This window comes from Mobilicoccus caccae (genome assembly GCF_030161635.1).
GTDB classification, from domain to species: Bacteria; Actinomycetota; Actinomycetes; order Actinomycetales; family Dermatophilaceae; genus Mobilicoccus; species Mobilicoccus caccae.
Window position 1 is genome coordinate 722,832 of sequence record NZ_BSUO01000001.1, and the last position, 18,062, is coordinate 740,893.

An 18,062-nucleotide genomic window follows, 5' to 3' on the forward strand; every position below is an offset into this window, starting at 1 on the left:
GACGAAGGGGAAGGACCCACGTGACCGAAACCACCGAGCTCGCAGGCACGCCCGAACCGGCCAAGCGTCGCGGCCTCACAGCCATGCGTCTCGCCGAACTGCAGGACGTCGCTGCCGGCCTCGGCATCTCCGGTACCGGCAAGATGCGCAAGGGCGACCTCATCGCCGCCATCCGAGAGCGTCAGGGTGGCGCAGCACCGCGTCAGTCCGCGGCCTCCACCCCGGCCTCCGCGCCGGCTCCCGAGCAGTCCGCGAGCAGCGCCCCTGCTCAGGGCGGCGAAGCCGCCGGCATCGAGGCGCCGCAGCGCCCGGCCCGTCGTGGCCGTCGGGTCACCACGCAGGTGACCACCCCCGAGCCGGTCCAGGCCGCGCCGGTCCAGCAGCAGGCCGACGCCGAGACATCCGGTCGGCGCGAGGACCGTCGTGACGAGGCCGGCGAGCCGGCCGCCAGCCGGCGCACGGAGACCCGCGACGACCGCGGTGGGCGCGAGGAGAACCGTGACAGCGGCGCTCGCGACAACCGCGACGAGCGTGGTGGCCGCGACAACCGCGACAACCGCGACAACCGGACTCAGGACGGCAACCGCGACAACCGTGACAACCGCGGTCAGGACGGCAACCGCGACACCAACCGCGACGACCGCGGCGGACGCGACACCTACCGCGACAATGACCGTGGCACCAACCGCGACGACCGTGGCGGCCGCGACAGCAACCGCGACAACCGCGACGACCGTGGTGGTAACCGCGACGACCGGCGCAACAACAACAACGACGACGACGGTCGTGGCGGTCGCCGCCGCAACCGGCAGCGCAGTCGTGACCGCAAGCGTCGCGGCAACCGCGGCCAGGGCGGCGGGTACGACGAGTCGAACGAGGTCGAGCAGCAGATCGCCGCGGACGACGTGCTCGTCCCGGTGGCCGGCCTCCTCGAGCTCGGCGACAACGTCGCGTTCGTGCGCACGAGCGGCTACCTCGCCGGTCCGAACGACGTGTACGTGCCGATGAGCTTCGTCAAGAAGTTCGGCCTCCGTAAGGGTGACGCGGTCACCGGTGCGGTGCGCGCGCTGCGTGAGGGCGAGCAGTTGCCCGCGCGTCAGAAGTTCAACGCGCTGGTGCGTCTCGACACGGTCAACGGCATGTCGCCCGAGGACAGCAAGAAGCGTGTCGAGTTCGGCAAGCTGACGCCGCTGTACCCGCAGCAGCGTCTGCGCCTGGAGACGGCGTCCAACATCCTCACCACGCGCATCATCGACCTGGTGGCGCCGATCGGTAAGGGCCAGCGCGGTCTCATCGTCAGCCCGCCCAAGGCCGGTAAGACGCTGATCCTGCAGGCCATCGCCAACGCCATCTCGGCGAACAACCCCGAGGCCCACCTCATGGTCGTGCTCGTCGACGAGCGCCCGGAGGAGGTCACCGACATGCAGCGCACGGTCAAGGGTGAGGTCATCGCCTCCACCTTCGACCGTCCGGCCGACGACCACACCACGGTCGCGGAGCTGGCCATCGAGCGCGCCAAGCGGCTGGTGGAGATGGGCCACGACGTCGTCGTGCTGCTCGACTCGATCACCCGCCTCGGTCGCGCCTACAACCTCGCGGCTCCCGCGAGCGGCCGCATCATGTCCGGTGGTGTCGACTCGAGCGCGCTGTACCCGCCGAAGAAGTTCTTCGGTGCGGCGCGCAACATCGAGAACGGCGGCTCCCTGACGATCCTCGCCACGGCCCTGGTCGAGACCGGGTCCAAGATGGACGAGGTCATCTTCGAGGAGTTCAAGGGCACCGGAAACATGGAGCTGCGCCTGTCGCGCTCCCTCGCCGACCGGCGCATCTTCCCCGCGGTCGACGTCAACCCCTCGGGGACGCGTCGTGAGGAGATCCTCCTGGCCGCCGAGGAACTCAAGATCATGTGGAAGCTGCGTCGGGTGCTGGCCGCTCTCGACCAGCAGCAGGGCATCGAGCTGCTCATCGACCGACTCAAGAAGTCCAAGAGCAACGCCGAGTTCCTCATGACGATCCAGCAGACGTCGAATATCAAGATGGACGACGACTGACCGGACCTCGGTACCGATCCACGGGCCCGCCACCGCGATTCGTCGGTGGCGGGCCCGCGGTTCCTCTCCTGGGATCTGCCGGCCGGCCGCGGCCACGGACAAGGAGAAGGGCTACCGATGGAGACCCCCAAGCGTGTGCTCGTCGCGGACGACGACGACGACATCCGCGACCTCGTGTCGTTCAAGCTGGGTCAGGCCGGGTACGACGTCGTGGCGGTGGACGACGGCCTGAAGGCGTGGGCGTCGATGACCGAGGAGTTGCCCGCGCTCGCGGTGCTCGACGTGATGATGCCGGGGTTGTCGGGCCTGGACGTGCTGCGCAAGGTGCGTGAGGACGAGCGGACGAGGAACGTCCCGGTCATCCTGCTCACGGCCCGCAGCCGGGAGAACGACGTCGACACCGGGTTCGCCTCGGGCGCCAACGACTACGTCGTCAAGCCGTTCAGCCCGCGTGAGCTGGTCCATCGAGTGAGCACGGTGTTGGGGCGCGGGCGAGGATGACCCTGCAGGCCACGTTGGTCGCGTTGGTCGTCGTCGGGGCCGTGTGCGGGGCTCTGATCGTCGCCACGGTTCTCGCGCGCCTGGAACGCCACCGTCGGTCGCGCGTGCTCGCGCGCCTGACCGCGCCGCACCGCATGCTGCTCCTCGACGTGGCCAGTGGTGAGGACGACGACGGCAGGTCGGCGGCGGCGCTCGCGGATCTGACCGGGCGGGCGTGGGAGGGGATGCGCGGCGCGGTCACCGGCCTGCTGTCCAAGGTGCGCGGGGAGCCCGCGGAGCAGCTCGTGGAGATCCTCGCCGCTCACGGTGACATCGACGCCGCCCGCGTGGGCACCCGCTCCCGCTCGGCGATGGCGCGCGCCCGCAGCGCCCACCTGCTCGGTTCGGCGCGCACCCACGATGCCGTGCCCGACCTGTTGCCGCTGCTCACCGACCGTGCCACCGAGGTGCGTCTGGTCGCCGCCCGCGCCCTCGGTCAGATCGCCGACCCCCGCACGGCGGCACCGTTGTTGCGCTCGGTGATCCCGCCCCAGGGGCGTCGCGCCGGCCCGGTCGGCGTGCCGGCCTGGATCGTCGCCGACGGCCTGCTGGCCATGGGCCCGGCGGTGACCACCGTCGTCGTCGCCGGACTGGGCGATGAGGATCCGCTGGTCAGGGACGTCGCGGCGTCGGTGTCCGCCAACTCGATGATGCCCGCGCTCCTGCCCGTGCTGCGGGCCCGCCTGGCGGTGGAGACCGAACCGACGGTCCGGGCGCAGATCGCCTCCGCACTCGGTCGCCTGGGTCACCCGCAGGACGCGGCGCTGCTCACCGCGCACGCCTCCGCCTCCGTCGACCCCGGGCTGCGGCGCGCCTGCGTCGGGGCGCTCGGTGAACTCGGCGTCCCCGCGGCCGAACCCGTGCTCACCGCGCTGCTGGCCGATGAGGACCGGCGTCTCTCCTCGATCGCCGCCGACGCGCTGATCGCCCTCGGGCCGGTGGGACATCGTGCCCTCGAGGCCGCCGTCGGGCAGGGCGAGGCGGCCGCGCGGGCCGCGCGCGGGGCCCTCGAACTCGCCACCTTGCGGGAGGCGTGATGGTCGCACTCACCGCGGTCTCCACGATCGGCGCCTGGTGGGCGTCGGTCGCCGATGTGCTCCGCGAACCGATGACCGTGCTGCTCGGCGTCATCGGCCCGCCGATGCTCCTCTACTTCTTCGCGATCAACACCTCCTACCTCGTGCTCGTCCTGCTCGCGGCCTCGGAGTTCCTCGCCCACCTGCGACGGTCGGCCTTCTCCGGGCGCGCCGAGGCGGTCTCCAGCCGGCTCGCCCCCGGCGTCAGCCTCATCGTCCCGGCGCACAACGAGTCGGCCGGGATCGTCATGGCCGTGCAGTCGCTGCTGTCGCTGCGTCATCCACGGCACGAGGTCGTCGTCGTCGACGACGGCAGCACCGACGACACCTTCGAGCAGTTGCGCGCGCGGTTCGACCTGGTGGAGGTCGCGCGGGAGGTGCCGCGCGACATCCCCGTCCCCGTGGAGGTGTCCAGCGTCCACGTCCCAGACGACGGGGTGACGCGGCTGGCGGTCATCCGCAAACCGAACTCGGGCAAGACCGACGCGGTCAACACGGGGATCAACGCCGCTGTCGAACCCCTGATCGCGGTGGTCGACGCGGACTCCATCCTCGAACCCGACGCCCTCATCGCCGTGGCCGAACCCTTCGCCGAGGATCCCGTCCGCACCATCGCCACCGGCGGGGTCATCCGCGCGGCCAACGGCTGCACGGTCGTCGACGGGCGCGTCGTCGAGGTCGGGATGCCCCGGCAGTGGGTGGGCCGGATCCAGGTCGTGGAGTACCTGCGCGCGTTCCTGCTCGGCCGCAGCGGATGGTCGAGCATCGACGCGCTCGTCCTCATCAGCGGCGCGTTCGGCATGTTCCGCCGCGACATCCTCGTGGAGATCGGTGGTCTGGACCGCGACTGCATCGGTGAGGACTTCGAGCTCGTCGTGCGCATGCACCGGCACATGCGCGACGCGGGCCGGCCCTACCGGATCCGGTTCGTCGCCGAGCCCATCGCCTGGACGGAGGTCCCCACGTCGTTGCGGGTCCTGCGTTCGCAGCGCCGCCGCTGGCACCGGGGCCTGTACGAGGTGCTCGTCCTGCACGCCGGCATGCTGTTCCGGCCCCGTTACGGCCGCATCGGATTCCTCGCTCTGCCCTGGCTGTGGCTGTTCGAGCTCGTCGTGCCGGTGCTCGAGATCGTCGGCATCACCATCGTCCTGCTCAGCCTCGCCGTCGGCGTGACCAACCTCGAGTTCGCCCTGTTCTTCCTCCTGGTCACCTACGGCTACGCGCTGCTGGTCAACCTCGCGTCGATGACCATCGAGGAACTCTCGTTCCACAAGTACCCCCGGTGGAAGGACCTCGGCGTCGCGATCGTCGCCTCGGTCCTGGAGAACTTCGGGTACCGGCAGCTCAACGTCTGGTGGCGGTGCGAGGGCCTGGTCCAGGGCCTGCGCCGCGGTACGCACGAGTGGGGCACGATGACCCGCGCCGGGTTCGGCGGGACTGCGCCGAGGGGGACCGGGGCGGGGGTGGGTCATGCCTGAGACGCGAGACGCCGCGCCCCGACCGAGGTTCGACAGAGGTGTGGGAACCCCGTCGGTGCGTTTTCGTGTCGTCGTCTTCGCCGTCGTCATGGTGGCGCTCATGCTCGGCATCGCGTTGCCCTCGACGATCAGCGCGGACCGTCAGAGCCGACTCACGTTGCGACTGACCACGACGATCGGCCCGGCACTGGACGCGGGGCTGGGGGCGCGCGCGGCGACCAACGACGCGCACCGGGAGTCGAACCCGACCGAGGGAGGGGACACCCGGGCGGCCGAGGTGTTCGCGGGGGCGGCCCAGGCCGCGTCGCAGGAGATGGCGCACCTGGACGCGATCCTCGCCTCACCCGAGTTCGATGAGGACACCACCGTGCTCTCCTCGGAGATGCTGCCGTTGCAGGCCCGTCACCGTGAGGCCTTCGACGCCTGGTGGGCGTGGGCGGGCGCGGTCCAGGGTCGCCGTCCTACGACGGGGGAGGACGCTGAGGGCGACCGGCTCTACGCGACGTTCCTGCAGGCCAATCAGGCAGTGCTCGACGCGGTCCGCCGCGACCGTGACCAGCTGCGGGAGGCGACGGGGGCCGGCAGCGAACGCACGACGAGGATCGTCGTCGTCACCACGGGGATCGCGGTGCTGCTCGCCCTGGCCGTCACGTGGTGGACGCTGCAGTCGCTGACCCACCCCATCCAGGCCCTGCGCGACACCGTACGACGCCAACGCGAGGGACACCGCACGGCCTGGGCGAGCATCGACCGGGGCGCGCGCGAGGTGCGCGAACTCGCGGCCGACGTCAACGCGCTCACCGCCTCCCACCTCGAACTGCTCGACGATCAGGCCATGCGGTTGGTGTTCGAGCGGGCCGAACGCGACCTCACCCGCGCCCTGCGCGATTCACCGACCCTGCGGACCGCGCTGTTCCTCACCGTCGAGAGCGTCGCCGAGAACCTCGGGGTCGACCACGTCGTGGCGCTCACGCGCGACGAGAGCGGCGAGAACGCCCAGGTCCAGCATTGGCTGGCCGACGACCACACCGGGTGTGTCTCCGGCGACCAGGTGATCCGGGACGCCCTCGAGCTCACCGTCGACCGCATCTGGACCGGCAGCGAGCAGGTGATGCGCATCGACGACCTGGCCGATGCCGACGCCCGGAGCGACCTCTCGCGCTTCGTCGACTCCGGCCTCCTCGCCGATACGGCCGGATGCCTGCTCGTGACCCCGATCGGGGTGCAGGACCGCACGATCGGGGTGCTCGTCGTCCACGAGAGCACACCACGGCGCCCGTGGCGCGATGCCGAGACCGCGTTCCTGGCCGGTGCCGCCGACGCCCTGGCCCGGTTCGTCGTCGCGGGCGAGGTCGAGCTCGAACGCGAGGACTACGTGCGCCAGCTCGAAGAGCTCGACCGGCAGAAGGACACCTTCCTCTCGACGGTGAGCCACGAGTTGCGCACGCCGCTGACGAGCATCGCCGGGTACCTGGAGATGCTGCAGGACGGAGACGCCGGGGAACTCACCGCGCCGCAGGCGAAGATGCTGGAGACCATCGGGCGCAACACCGTGCGCCTGCGCAGCCTCATCGAGGACCTGCTCGTGCTCAACCGGATCCAGAACGCCGCGAGCACCTCGACGCGCGAGCTCGTCGACATGGGGGAGATCGTCCGGCGCGCGGTCGAGGAGCACCAGGCCTCCTCCCATGCCCAGGGGCTCACCCTGCGCAGTTCGGTGAAGGAGCCGGCCGTGGTGTTCGGTGACCGCGGCAACCTCACGCGCGCCGTGTCCAACATCCTCGCCAACGCCGTCAAGTTCACCCCGGCCGGTGGCGAGGTCGACCTGGTCGCCGCCGTCGACGAGCAGACCCGCATCGTGCGGATCGTGTGCTCCGACACCGGGATCGGGATCCCCGACGGCGAATCCCCGCGGATCTCCGAGCGCTTCTTCCGCGGATCCAACGCCTCGACCGCCCAGATCCCCGGCACCGGCCTCGGGCTCGCGATCGTCCGCGGCATCGTCGAGAGCCACGGGGGACGGTTGTCGCTGACCTCGACCGAGAACAGCGGCACGACCGTCTCGGTGTCCCTGCCCGGCGCACCGGAGGCCTGAGGGGCCTCGATTACTCCTCGGTATCTATGGCCGAGTCGGCCCCGTTGGCCAGGTCGGACGTCCTGGACTATCGTCCAGCTCGCGGCGCGCCCGAAGGGGACCGTGCGCGGCCGGGGAGCACGACTGGGGGAGCCATGAACATCGGAGTATTCGGGCCTGCCATGCCCGGGGGCCGGCGACGGATCTGATGATCCTCGCCGCGACGCTGTCGGCGTTGGCGGGACTGCTGTTCCTGCTGTACGTCGTCGCCGTGGTCGCGGGGGTGGCCTACGGCACGATCAGAGGCGGCACCCGCCGCGGGGTGGAGCGCTGAGATGCTGCTGTCCGCCTGGCCCCTCTGGCCTGTCGTCGCCGTCGTCCTCAAGGGTGCATCCATCGCGTTCATCGCGACCGTGCTGCTCCACGGGCTCGTCATGCTGATCCTGTCGCGCCGGGCGGTGCGGCCGCCGGCCGGGCCTGCGCCGACGCCCCGCGTCGTCCTGCTCGTGCCCTGCCTCAACGAGGCGCGGGTGCTCGCGGCGAGCATCGACCGGCTCCTGTGCCTGCCGCACGAGGACCTCGTGGTCGTCATCATCGACGACGGCTCGGACGACGAGACCGCCTCGATCGTCGCCTCCTACGCCCACCCCCAGGTGCGCCTGCTGCGCCGGGTCCTGCCCGAGGCACGGCAGGGCAAGGGTGCTGCCCTCAACGCCGCGGTCGCCTGGCTCGTCGGCTCCGACATCGTCGGCGACCGCTCACCGGCCGACGTCGTCATCGGGGTCGTCGACGCCGACGGCCGCCTCGAGGACGACGTGTTCACCGAGGTGCTGCCGTACTTCGGCGACCCGATGATCGGCGGGGTGCAGACCGGGGTCCGCATCAACAACCGGCACGTCAGCCGACTGGCACGGATGCAGGACATGGAGTTCGTCACCTTCACCGACGTCTACCAGCGGGCGCGGGTGTCGATCGGCAGCGTCGGCCTCGGCGGCAACGGCCAGTTCATGCGCCTGTCCGCGCTGCAGGATCTCGGCGAGCGTCCGTGGTCGGACTCCCTCACCGAGGACCTGGACCTCGGCCTGCGCCTCACCGCCCGCGGGTGGCGCACCGTGTACTGCCCGACGACCGCCGTGCACCAGCAGGGGGTCGTGGAGTTCGGCCGCCTCGTCCGTCAGCGCACGCGGTGGTTCCACGGGCACCTGCAGGCCTGGCGTCTGCTGCCCGAGATCGTCCGCGACGTCCGCGGCGTGGCCCGGTGGGACCTCGTCTACCACGTGACCGCGCCGTACCTGCTGCTCGTGGCCTCGCTGCTCACGGCGTCGTTCGTCCTCGGCCTCCTCGCGCTGGGCCTCGCCGCCGCGAGCGGAGCCCCGTTCCTCGGCTGGTGGGTGGTGATCGCCTACCTGCTCGCGGTCGTCCCGGCGCTGTGCTTCTCCCAGGTCTACCGCGCCCGGGAGCGGGCCGACGGACTCACCCGGCTCGGAGCGATGGGGGTGGCGCACCTCTACGTCCTCTACGGGCTGATGTGGTACCTCGCCGGCTGGCGCGCCGTGGGCCGGATCATCCTGGCCCGCACGGGCTGGGCCAAGACCGCACGGACCGCCGAGACCGCCGTGACGACCCTGCCTCCGGTGGCGGGCGGCACGCTCGAGACGGCGCCGGAACCCTCGGCCGCCGACCTCGCCGACGTGCGGGGAGCCTCCGCGGTGTCGGTGCCCGTCGGCCTCGGCCAGGGACGCGTGGCGGGCGGCCCTCGGGCCCCCTTCCGCTCGGCGGACCGCCCTGGACGGGCACGCTCGTCCACGTCGACCCCGGACCCGGCGTGAGCGGCGCACGTGCGCTGGTCGCGGGCCTCGTGACGGTGTCGTCGATGACCCTCGCGGCGTGCGGCACCGGCGGTCAGGGATCCGCAGACTGGCGAGAGGGCGAGCAGCGCGGCCCGTGGACCCTGGTGTTCGACGGCTACGGGAAGGCGAGCGGTGACGCGGATCGGGTGCGCCTCGGCCCGCGGGTGGCCGCGGATCACGACGTCACGCACGGCGCGCTCGCCGTGGACGCCACCGCCCCGGCCGATGTGCGGATGGCCGGCACCGTGACCACGGTCGAGCAACTGCGTGAGGGCACCCCCAACCCGTGGGAGGTCGGGTGGATGCTCTGGCGCTACACCGACCCCGACCACTTCTACGCCCTCGCGGTGAAACCCAACGGGTGGGAGCTGTCCAAGCAGGACCCGGCCTACCCGGGCAAGCAACGGTTCCTGGCCTCCGGGGACACCCCGGTCCATCCGACCGGGCGCGGCTATCGCGTCGAGATCGTCGCGGTCGGACCCACGATGACCGTCCGCGTCGACGACACCGTCCTGGCCACCGTCACCGACGGCGAGCGGCCCTACCTCACCGGCGGGGTGGGGCTGTACACCGAGGACGCCGTCGTCGACTTCACACGGGTCCGCACCGAGCGGGCCGCCGCACTTCCGGCCTGGGCGAGCGTGCCCGTGCCGGCATCGACCGGGTCCGGCCGCGGGGGAGCGTCCGGACCCACGGGCACGGGGAGCACATCATGACGAAGATCAAGGCGTCCTCGATCATCACCCTGGCGTTTCTCGCCGCGGTCGCGACGACCGGGGCGGGGATCTACCAGGCCGAGCGCACGGCGTACCTGGCCAGCCAACACGCACCGCCGCAGCAGTACGCCACGGCCGTCGACGCGTGGGCGCAGCAGGGGGTGGCCACCCCGGCGGCACGCGAGGACACCACCCGGGAGGGCCAGGCGCTCACCTTCGGACCGACCTCGGGCACCCGGACCCTCGTCCTCTACGGCACGGGTGGTGCCTACGCCGCGGAGTCCGAGCTGTCGGCGACCTCGGCCGCCCAGCTCGCCACGCACTTCGGGCCGGTCACCACCCTGCCCCTGCGCTCCTACACACCGGGCCTGCTCGATCGGTACGACGCGTTGCTCTACGTGGGCGTCTCCTACGAGCCGACACTGCCGGCGGGCCTGGCCGACGACATCGTCACCGGCGATGCCCAGGTGGTCTGGGCCGGGTCGAACGTGCAGGGCCTGGCCGGCTCGAGCGAGGGCGGGACGCAGGAGGACGCGCGTCGCCGGTTCGTCGCGAAGTACGGGTGGGACGCGAGCGCCTCCAAGGTGGCCACCACCGACCTCGTGGAGAAGGTGCGGTACAAGCAGACCGATCTGCTGCGGGCCTCACCGGGCGGGCAGGGGACGCTGATCGCGCCGCACATCCTCGACGCCGAGGCGGTCGACGTCCTCGCCGAGGGCGTCTGCACCGACACCTGCCGCACGCCCGATCACTCCGGCGACGGCACGGTGCCGTGGGCCATCCGCTCGGGCAACCTCACCTACGTGGGGGAGTCACCCTTCCGGTTCCCCGTCGAGAACGGTCACCACCTCGCCTACGCCGACCTTCTGTACGCGGCGCTCGGTGACGACGTCGAGCCGGTGCGTCAGGCGGCGGTGCGGCTGGAGGACGTCAGCCCGAACTCCGACCCGGCGCGGATCCGGCAGTTCGCCGAATACCTGCACGGCGAGGGGGTGCCGTTCCAGATCGCCGTCGTCCCGAACTTCGTCGACCGTCCCGGCACCACCCTGGGCGGCCGCCCGCGCAACCTCACGCTCGCCGACACCCCCGACCTCGTCGAGGCGCTGCGGTACGCACAGAGCAAGGGCGCGACGCTCATCCAGCACGGCACCACCCACCAGTACGACTCCGTGGCCAACCCGTACGCGGGCGCGACCGGCGACGACTTCGAGTTCTACCGCGCGGCCTGCGTCGACTCCGACCAGGGCGCGGGGCGCGCGCAACGGACCTACCGCGCCTGCGAGAAGGACACCGACGTCGCCCTCGTCGGCCCCATCGGGCAGGACGACGCGCAGACGTGGGCGACCCGCATCGCCGGTGGCCGTGCGCTCTTCGGGGCAGCCGGGCTCGAGGCTCCCGCGATCTTCGAGACGCCGCACTACGCCGCCAGCACAGAGGCCTACCGAGGCATGCGGCGCGTCTACGACACCCGTTACGAACGAGGCATGTTCACCGACGGGCTGCTCAGCGGCACCGCCGGGACGGGGGCCGAGGCCGACCAGATCTTCCCCTACCGTGTGATCGACGTGCACGGCTCGGTGATCCTGCCCGAGAACCTCGGCAGCGTGGCGCCGGAGTCCTACAGCGGGCACGCGCAGCGCTCGCCGGAGGAGATCGTCGAGGCCGCCCGGACCAACCTCGTCGTGCGTGAGTCGACGGCGAGCTTCTTCTACCACCCCTTCCTCCCCTGGAGGGCCTGCAGCGGATCGTCGAGGGAATCAAGGCCGAGGGCTACACGTTCGTGAGAGCGTCGGATCTTCGGTAGAGCGCCCGCCCGCGAGTTGGACGAACGCCGGGGGATTTGACAGGATGGAGCGTTGGCTGCCGGTTCACGCACCGGAGGCACGCCGCGAGGCGTCCTCCACGATCGATCCCGAACGAGTCGGAACGATCGCCGCGACCCGGCGGACCCCAGGACCCGAGGAGAAGCCCGTGCAGAAGAACATCCACCCCGAGTACGTCGAGACGACCGTGACGTGCACCTGCGGTAACGAGTTCGTCACCCGCAGCACCGCCACGAGCGGCCGCATCAGCGCCGACGTCTGCAGCCAGTGCCACCCGTTCTACACGGGCAAGCAGAAGATCCTCGACACCGGTGGTCGCGTGGCCCGCTTCCAGCAGCGCTACGGCAAGAAGTAGCTCGCTCGCGAACGCCGACCTCCCTCTTCGGGAGGTCGGCGTTCTGCTGTCTGTGCCCCCGTCCGCCCGCTCGTCCCGTCGAGGTGACCCATGACCCCCATCGACCCGGCCCTGACCGCGTCGGCCCAGCCGATGCTCGCCGAACATGCGGAGTGCGAGGCCCGGCTGTCCGACCCCGAGGTGCTGGCCGATCCGTCGCTGGTGCGCACGGTGAACAAGCGGTACGCCGCCCTCGGGCCGACCGTGGCCGCCTACCGGGCCCTGGTCACCGCGGACGAGGACCTGCAGGCCGCCACCGAACTGGCCGGTGACGACGCGGAGTTCGCCGAGGAGGTTCCGGCGTTGGAGGCGACGCGGGACGAGGCGGCCGACAGGCTGCGCATCCTGCTCCTGCCGCGCGATCCCGACGACGACCGCGACGTCATCCTCGAGGTCAAGGCGGGGGAGGGCGGTGAGGAGTCCGCCCTGTTCGCGGGCGACCTCGTGCGCATGTACCTGCGCTACGCCGAGCGGCGCGGCTGGTCGGCCCAGATCATCGACGCGACCGAGTCCGACCTCGGCGGCTACAAGGACGTCAAGGTCGCCGTCAAGGCCAAGGGCGTCGCCGCGCCGGGTGAGGCCCCCTGGGCGCGACTGAAGTACGAGGGCGGCGTGCACCGCGTGCAACGCGTGCCCGTCACCGAGAGCCAGGGCCGCATCCACACCTCCGCGGCCGGAGTGCTCGTGCTGCCGGAGGTCGAGGACGAGACCGAGGTCGAGATCAACCCCAACGACCTGCGCATCGACGTCTACCGCAGCTCCGGCCCCGGCGGGCAGTCGGTCAACACCACCGACTCCGCGGTGCGCATCACCCACCTGCCCACCGGCATCGTCGTCTCCTGTCAGAACGAGAAGTCCCAGCTGCAGAACAAGGAGGCCGCGCTGCGCGTGCTGCGCGCCCGCCTGCTGCAGGCCGCCCGCGACGAGGCCGAGGCCGAGGCGTCGGCCGCCCGCCGCAGCCAGGTGCGCACCGTCGACCGCAGCGAGCGCATCCGCACCTACAACTTTCCCGAGAACCGCATCGCCGATCACCGCACCGGCTTCAAGGCCTACAACCTCGACACCGTCCTCGACGGTGACCTCGACCCCGTCGTCGGATCGGCGCTGGCCGCCGACGAGGTGGCGCGCATGGCGAGCCTGGCCGGCGAGTCCTGATGGCGACCGAGGCCGACCTGCGCGAGGTCGTGCGGCAGGCCACCGCGCGCCTGAGCACCGCCGGGGTGGCCACGCCGCGCGTCGACGCCTGCGCGCTGCTCGCGTTCGTGCTCGAGGTCGAGGTCGGTGAGCTCGAACGGCGGATCGTCCTCGGCCACGGGCTGCCGGTCGACCTCGCCGCCCGGTTCGCGGCGCTGCTGGAGCGCCGCTGCGCCCGTGAGCCGCTGCAGCACCTCACCGGCCGCGCGGGGTTCCGCCGACTCGACCTCGCCGTCGGCCCGGGGGTGTTCGTCCCCCGGCCCGAGACCGAGGTGGTCGCCGGCCTCGCGATCGAGGAGCTGACCCGCCGTGACGCCGGTGAGCGCCTCGTCGCGGTCGACCTGTGCACCGGCTCGGGAGCGATCGCGCTCGCGCTGGCCGACGAGGTGCCCGGCGTCGAGGTCCACGCGGTCGAGGTCTCCGAGGCGGCCCTGGTGTGGACGCGCCGCAACATCGAGGAGACGGGTCTGCCGGTCGCCCTCCACGCCGACGACGTCACCGGCCGGCTCGACACCCTCGCCGACCTGCGCGGACGCGTCGCCGTCGTCGTCAGCAACCCGCCGTACATCCCGCCCGACGCCGTGCCTATCGACGTCGAGGTGGCCGGGCACGACCCGCACGAGGCCCTCTACGGCGGCGGCCGCGACGGACTCGACGTGCCGCGCGCCGTCGTCGCGGCGGCCGCGGCTCTGCTCGTCCCCGGCGGCCTGCTCGTCATGGAACACGCCGACGTCCAGTCCGGGACGCTGACCGACCTCCTGAGCGCCGATGACGCCTGGCAGGACGTCGCGGCGCACACCGACCTGACCGGCCGGCCACGCGCGGTCGCCGCCCGGCGCACGGCGATCCGCACACCCGGCTCATAGACTCACCACCATGAGCCCCGTCATCAGCACGAGCGACGACGACGGACGCGAGAAGGGCATCCGGGCCGCGGTCGACGCCGTCCGCGACGGTCGCCTCGTCGTCATCCCCACCGACACCGTCTACGGAGTCGGCGCCGACGCCTTCGACGAGGCGGCCGTCGCCGCCCTCCTGGAGGCCAAGGGGCGCGGCCGTGAGATGCCGCCCCCGGTCCTCGTGCCGAGCCCGCGCACCATCGACGGACTCGCCGTCGACGTCCCCGAGTACGCCCGCCGGCTCATCAGCCGGTTCTGGCCCGGAGCCCTGACGGTCGTCGTGCGCGCCCAGGCCTCGCTCATGTGGGACCTCGGGGAGACCAACGGCACCGTCGCGGTCCGCATGCCCGATCAGCAACTCGCGCTCGCGGTGCTCGCCGAGACCGGCCCCATGGCCGTGACCAGCGCCAACCGCACCGGCGAGCCGCCCGCCCGCACGATCACCGAGGCCGCCAGCCAGCTCGGCGCGAGCGTGACGGTCTACCTCGACGACGGCCCCGTCGGCGACAGCGAGGCCTCGACCATCGTCGACTGCACCGGCGACGCGCCGGTCATCCTGCGCCGCGGCGCGATCGAGGAGTCCGACATCCTCGCGGCGATCGCCGAGCCTGAGCAGGATCCCGAGGATCCGGCCGAGGGCATCGACGCCACCGGTGGCGCCACCGCCGTCGATCCCGCCGCCCCCACCCGTCGACCTGCGACGGAGGACTGAGCCCCCAGCCATGCGCGAGTACCTGCTCGTCTTCGTCGTCGCGGCCGCGGTGACGTATGCCCTCACTCCCGGGGTGCGTGCGCTCGCCGTGCGGATCGGCGCGATGACGGCCGTGCGGGCGCGCGACGTGCACACCGTGCCCGTCCCGCGGCTCGGGGAGTGGCCATGCTCTTCGGGTTCCTCGCCGCCATGGCGCTCGCGACCCGGCTGGAACACCTCTCGCAGATCTTCGACGGGCCCGAGATCCTCGGCATCGCCATCGGCGCTGCGATCGTCACCCTGGTCGGGGCCATCGACGACGTCCGCGAACTCGACTGGCTCACCAAGCTCGCCGGCCAGATCATCGCCGCCGGCGCCATGGCGGCCATGGGTGTGCAGTTGCTCTCACTGCCGCTGTTCGGCGTCACCGTGCTGCCGGCGCCCGTCCTCATGGCGATCACCATCGTCATCGTCGTGGTGACGATCAACGCCGTGAACTTCATCGACGGCCTCGACGGCCTGGCCGCCGGCATCGTCGCGATCGCCTCGCTGGCGTTCTTCCTCTACGCCTATCAGCTCTCGTTCCAGTACAACCCGCCGAACGTGTTCTCGACGGCGACGTTCGTCACCGCGGCCCTGCTCGGCTGCTGCGTGGGGTTCCTGCCGCACAACTTCAACCCGGCACGCCTCTTCATGGGCGACGCCGGCGCGCTGCTGCTCGGTCTGCTGCTGTCGGCGGCGACGATCTCGATGATGGGCAGCGCCGACCCCGCGGTGCAGGCCGGGCCGAACGCCACGGTCGCCATCGTCCTGCCGATCGCGCTCCCGCTGGCGATCATGTCGATCCCGCTGCTCGACATGACCCTCGCCGTCGTGCGCCGCACCCGCCGCGGGCAGCGCCCCTGGCACCCTGACGCCCAACACCTCCAGCACCGCATGATGCAACTCGGCCACTCCCACCGCGGGGCCGTGCTCCTGCTCTACCTGTGGGCGGCGATCATCGCCTTCGGCGCCACCTCCTTCGCCTTCGTCTCCGGACCGCTGCCCCTCTTCGTCATCGCCGTCGGCGTCGTCGCGGCGCTGGTCCTCACCGCGCGACTGCCGAAATGGCTCCGACGTGGACGCCTGTGATAGTTTCGGCATGCCGTCCTGCGCGAAGGCGCCAGACCTCTGCGATCACCCTTCACGGTGAACGTCGCTGGTCCCGGTCCTAGCCCGCGGCCCCCTGCCGGTCTTCCGCAGGCCGCGCCTGTCCCGCCCGCTTCCGACCGAGGTAGGTCACGCTGAAGCCCCTTTCGCCGAGCGACGCCACGCCTTCGCGCGACGCCGCGTCAGGGCAGTGGCGACCTCTTCTCGTCGGTGGTCTGCTCCCGTGCCTCGCGAGCGCCCCCGTGGTGGCCGGCCTCGCCTACTGGCTCGGCGGAACGGCCACCCTCCTCAGCGCCCTCTTCGGTCTGGCACTGGCGACCGTCTTCTTCGTCGTCGGACTCGCGGCCCTGCGCCTCGTCCTCGCGAGCGCGCTCTCGATGCAGATGATCGGCGCCCTCGCGGTCTACGCCGCCCAGGTGCTCGTCCTCTTCGCACTGCTCGACGTGCTCGCCTCCGTCACCGGACTCCAGGGCCGCCCCTTCGCCCTAGGTGCCCTCGTCGGCGTCATCGCCTGGCAGACGGGGCAGGTGTTCGTCCTCATGCGACGCCGCACCCTGGTCTACTCCGGCCCCATGCCCGGCGAGACCTCTGTGACCGACACCACGCAGGACGCCGCGCCGACGTCGCGACCCGCCGAGAAGCTCCTGCACGGGGGCGCCCGATGAGCCGCAACCCGCACGTGTCCGCATCCCCGATCCGCGCCGATCAGGGCCGCCGTGGCAACAGCGTCGACACCGACGCGGCCGTCGGTGTGACTTCTTACCTGCTCGCCGGGCCGCTCGCCTTCGGCGGGATCGGATATGGTCTGGACCGGTGGCTCGGGACACAGGTTCTCGTCGCCGTCGGCATCCTCGTAGGCCTGGCCGTGTCCCTGTACATCGTGTGGCTTCGATACGGTGCCGGTGGGGACGACGACCGCACGACGACATCGTCCTTCGCTCCGGGCGCCTCGCGCGGATCCCGCCACGAGCACGCCCCGACAGCTTCGACAACCCACGAGGAGAGCCAGTGACCGCCACGATGGTGATGGCAGCAATCGGCGGAAGGGTCACCGCCGCCGGTGGAGAGGGTGGCTACACGCCGCCGTCCCCGGACGACTTCTGGCTGCCTCTCTTCGGTAGTGGCGCGTTCGCCTTCACCCGGCCCATGGCCATCTACCTCGTCAGCGCGATCGCGGTGGCCGGCCTGCTGTGGTGGACCACCAGGAACGCGGCCGTCGTGCCGACCAAGCGGCAGTGGTACGTCGAGCAGCTCTACGACTTCGTCCGCAACTCCATCGGCCGCGACATGATCGGCAGCGCCCACTTCCGGCGCTTCACGCCGCTGCTGTTCACGTTGTTCACGTTCATCCTGCTGAACAACCTCATGGGCGTCATCCCGTTCTTCCAGAACCCGCCGTTCGCGCGCATCGGTTTCGCGATCGCCCTCGTGATGGTCGTCTACCTCGTCTACCACTGGGTCGGTCTGCAGAAGCACGGCCTCGTGGGCTACTTCAAGCACATGATCCCCCCGGGTCTGCCCGGCTTCATCGCGCCGTTCGTCTTCCTGGTGGAGTTCATCACCTACTTCATCACCCGCCCGCTGACGCTCACCCTCCGTCTCTTCGGAAACATGCTCGCGGGTCACATGGTGCTGGTGTTGTTCATCCTGGGCGGTGAGTACCTGCTCCTCCACGGTGACGGGTTCGTCAAACTCGCGGGTGTCGCCTCCTTCGGCGGTGCCGCGCTGATGACCGTCTTCGAAATGCTGATCCAGACCCTGCAGGCCTACGTGTTCACGCTGCTCACGGCCTCCTACATCGGTACCGCCGTCGCGGACGACCACTGATCTTTTCCGACCACAACTTCACAACCCGCTCGCCGGGGGCGCCGCTCCCGGGAACGACCAACGAAAAGGAACCCATCACCATGACCGGCTCCCTGTCCGTCGTCGGCTACGGCATCTCCACGCTCGGCCCGGCCATCGCCATCGGCCTGATCTTCGCGGCCCTCATCAACGGCATCGCGCGTCAGCCCGAGGCCCGCAGCGTCCTCCAGCCGCAGGCCATCCTCGGCTTCGCCGTGGCCGAGGCGCTCGCCATCCTGGGCTTCGTCCTCGTCTTCATCTTCAACTGACCGGCCAGTTCCG

18 protein-coding genes are annotated in these 18,062 nt (G+C 71.3%); all 18 read left to right on the top strand.

What is annotated here, in order from left to right:
• The first annotated feature begins 20 nt into the window (after window positions 1-20).
• A complete protein-coding gene (gene rho, locus QQK49_RS03615) occupies window positions 21-2,051 on the top strand; it encodes a transcription termination factor Rho (protein ID WP_284302749.1) in 2,031 nt (676 codons plus the stop codon).
• Between the two features lie 117 nt (window positions 2,052-2,168).
• The gene (locus QQK49_RS03620) at window positions 2,169-2,552 is read left to right on the top strand and encodes a response regulator transcription factor (protein ID WP_284302750.1); all 384 of its coding nucleotides are present in this window, start codon (window positions 2,169-2,171) and stop codon (window positions 2,550-2,552) included.
• Window positions 2,549-3,628, top strand: a complete 1,080-nt coding sequence (locus tag QQK49_RS03625) for a HEAT repeat domain-containing protein (RefSeq protein WP_284302751.1) — start codon at window positions 2,549-2,551, stop codon at window positions 3,626-3,628. The genes QQK49_RS03620 and QQK49_RS03625 overlap by 4 nt, the downstream gene beginning before the upstream one ends.
• Complete coding sequence (locus tag QQK49_RS03630; protein ID WP_284302752.1) at window positions 3,628-5,145, top strand: glycosyltransferase family 2 protein; 1,518 nt, start codon at window positions 3,628-3,630, stop codon at window positions 5,143-5,145. Before QQK49_RS03625 ends, QQK49_RS03630 begins: the two co-directional genes overlap by 1 nt.
• A gap of 55 nt (window positions 5,146-5,200) precedes the next feature.
• A complete protein-coding gene (locus QQK49_RS03635) occupies window positions 5,201-7,240 on the top strand; it encodes a sensor histidine kinase (RefSeq protein WP_284302753.1) in 2,040 nt (679 codons plus the stop codon).
• Window positions 7,241-7,427: 187 nt separating this feature from the next.
• On the top strand, window positions 7,428-7,553 hold the full coding sequence (locus QQK49_RS03640) for a hypothetical protein (protein WP_284302754.1): 126 nt from the start codon (window positions 7,428-7,430) through the stop codon (window positions 7,551-7,553).
• Window position 7,554: 1 nt separating this feature from the next.
• Complete coding sequence (locus QQK49_RS03645) at window positions 7,555-9,048, top strand: glycosyltransferase family 2 protein (RefSeq protein WP_284302755.1); 1,494 nt, start codon at window positions 7,555-7,557, stop codon at window positions 9,046-9,048.
• Window positions 9,045-9,785, top strand: coding sequence for a calcium-binding protein (locus QQK49_RS03650; RefSeq protein WP_284302756.1), 741 nt, complete (start codon window positions 9,045-9,047; stop codon window positions 9,783-9,785). The genes QQK49_RS03645 and QQK49_RS03650 overlap by 4 nt, the downstream gene beginning before the upstream one ends.
• Complete coding sequence (locus QQK49_RS03655; RefSeq protein ID WP_284302757.1) at window positions 9,782-11,569, top strand: DUF2334 domain-containing protein; 1,788 nt, start codon at window positions 9,782-9,784, stop codon at window positions 11,567-11,569. The genes QQK49_RS03650 and QQK49_RS03655 overlap by 4 nt, the downstream gene beginning before the upstream one ends.
• A 187-nt stretch (window positions 11,570-11,756) precedes the next feature.
• Window positions 11,757-11,963: a 50S ribosomal protein L31 gene (gene rpmE / locus QQK49_RS03660; protein WP_284302758.1), complete on the top strand. Its 207-nt coding sequence runs from the start codon at window positions 11,757-11,759 to the stop codon at window positions 11,961-11,963.
• A gap of 90 nt (window positions 11,964-12,053) precedes the next feature.
• Complete coding sequence (prfA, locus tag QQK49_RS03665; protein WP_431310507.1) at window positions 12,054-13,157, top strand: peptide chain release factor 1; 1,104 nt, start codon at window positions 12,054-12,056, stop codon at window positions 13,155-13,157.
• Window positions 13,157-14,062: a peptide chain release factor N(5)-glutamine methyltransferase gene (gene prmC / locus QQK49_RS03670; protein WP_284302759.1), complete on the top strand. Its 906-nt coding sequence runs from the start codon at window positions 13,157-13,159 to the stop codon at window positions 14,060-14,062. The genes prfA and prmC overlap by 1 nt, the downstream gene beginning before the upstream one ends.
• 10 nt (window positions 14,063-14,072) lie before the next feature.
• Complete coding sequence (locus QQK49_RS03675; RefSeq protein ID WP_284302760.1) at window positions 14,073-14,807, top strand: L-threonylcarbamoyladenylate synthase; 735 nt, start codon at window positions 14,073-14,075, stop codon at window positions 14,805-14,807.
• A gap of 165 nt (window positions 14,808-14,972) precedes the next feature.
• Window positions 14,973-15,917, top strand: a complete 945-nt coding sequence (locus QQK49_RS03680; RefSeq protein WP_348536075.1) for an MraY family glycosyltransferase — start codon at window positions 14,973-14,975, stop codon at window positions 15,915-15,917.
• A 263-nt stretch (window positions 15,918-16,180) separates the two neighbouring features.
• Complete coding sequence (locus tag QQK49_RS03685) at window positions 16,181-16,600, top strand: hypothetical protein (RefSeq protein WP_284302761.1); 420 nt, start codon at window positions 16,181-16,183, stop codon at window positions 16,598-16,600.
• Window positions 16,597-16,947: an AtpZ/AtpI family protein gene (locus tag QQK49_RS03690; protein WP_284302762.1), complete on the top strand. Its 351-nt coding sequence runs from the start codon at window positions 16,597-16,599 to the stop codon at window positions 16,945-16,947. Before QQK49_RS03685 ends, QQK49_RS03690 begins: the two co-directional genes overlap by 4 nt.
• Window positions 16,944-17,762, top strand: a complete 819-nt coding sequence (gene atpB, locus QQK49_RS03695) for a F0F1 ATP synthase subunit A (protein WP_348536077.1) — start codon at window positions 16,944-16,946, stop codon at window positions 17,760-17,762. Before QQK49_RS03690 ends, atpB begins: the two co-directional genes overlap by 4 nt.
• 80 nt (window positions 17,763-17,842) lie before the next feature.
• A complete protein-coding gene (locus QQK49_RS03700) occupies window positions 17,843-18,049 on the top strand; it encodes an ATP synthase subunit c family protein (protein WP_284302763.1) in 207 nt (68 codons plus the stop codon).
• The last annotated feature ends 13 nt before the right edge of the window (window positions 18,050-18,062 follow it).

Coding starts and splice junctions, on each gene's coding strand:
- QQK49_RS03620 (WP_284302750.1), top strand. CDS start 2,169: ATGGAGACCCCCAAGCGTGTGCTCGTCGCGGACGACGACGACGACATC.
- QQK49_RS03625 (WP_284302751.1), top strand. CDS start 2,549: ATGACCCTGCAGGCCACGTTGGTCGCGTTGGTCGTCGTCGGGGCCGTG.
- QQK49_RS03630 (WP_284302752.1), top strand. CDS start 3,628: ATGGTCGCACTCACCGCGGTCTCCACGATCGGCGCCTGGTGGGCGTCG.
- QQK49_RS03640 (WP_284302754.1), top strand. CDS start 7,428: ATGATCCTCGCCGCGACGCTGTCGGCGTTGGCGGGACTGCTGTTCCTG.
- QQK49_RS03645 (WP_284302755.1), top strand. CDS start 7,555: ATGCTGCTGTCCGCCTGGCCCCTCTGGCCTGTCGTCGCCGTCGTCCTC.
- QQK49_RS03655 (WP_284302757.1), top strand. CDS start 9,782: ATGACGAAGATCAAGGCGTCCTCGATCATCACCCTGGCGTTTCTCGCC.
- prfA (WP_431310507.1), top strand. CDS start 12,054: ATGACCCCCATCGACCCGGCCCTGACCGCGTCGGCCCAGCCGATGCTC.
- prmC (WP_284302759.1), top strand. CDS start 13,157: ATGGCGACCGAGGCCGACCTGCGCGAGGTCGTGCGGCAGGCCACCGCG.
- QQK49_RS03675 (WP_284302760.1), top strand. CDS start 14,073: ATGAGCCCCGTCATCAGCACGAGCGACGACGACGGACGCGAGAAGGGC.
- QQK49_RS03680 (WP_348536075.1), top strand. CDS start 14,973: ATGCTCTTCGGGTTCCTCGCCGCCATGGCGCTCGCGACCCGGCTGGAA.
- QQK49_RS03690 (WP_284302762.1), top strand. CDS start 16,597: ATGAGCCGCAACCCGCACGTGTCCGCATCCCCGATCCGCGCCGATCAG.
- QQK49_RS03700 (WP_284302763.1), top strand. CDS start 17,843: ATGACCGGCTCCCTGTCCGTCGTCGGCTACGGCATCTCCACGCTCGGC.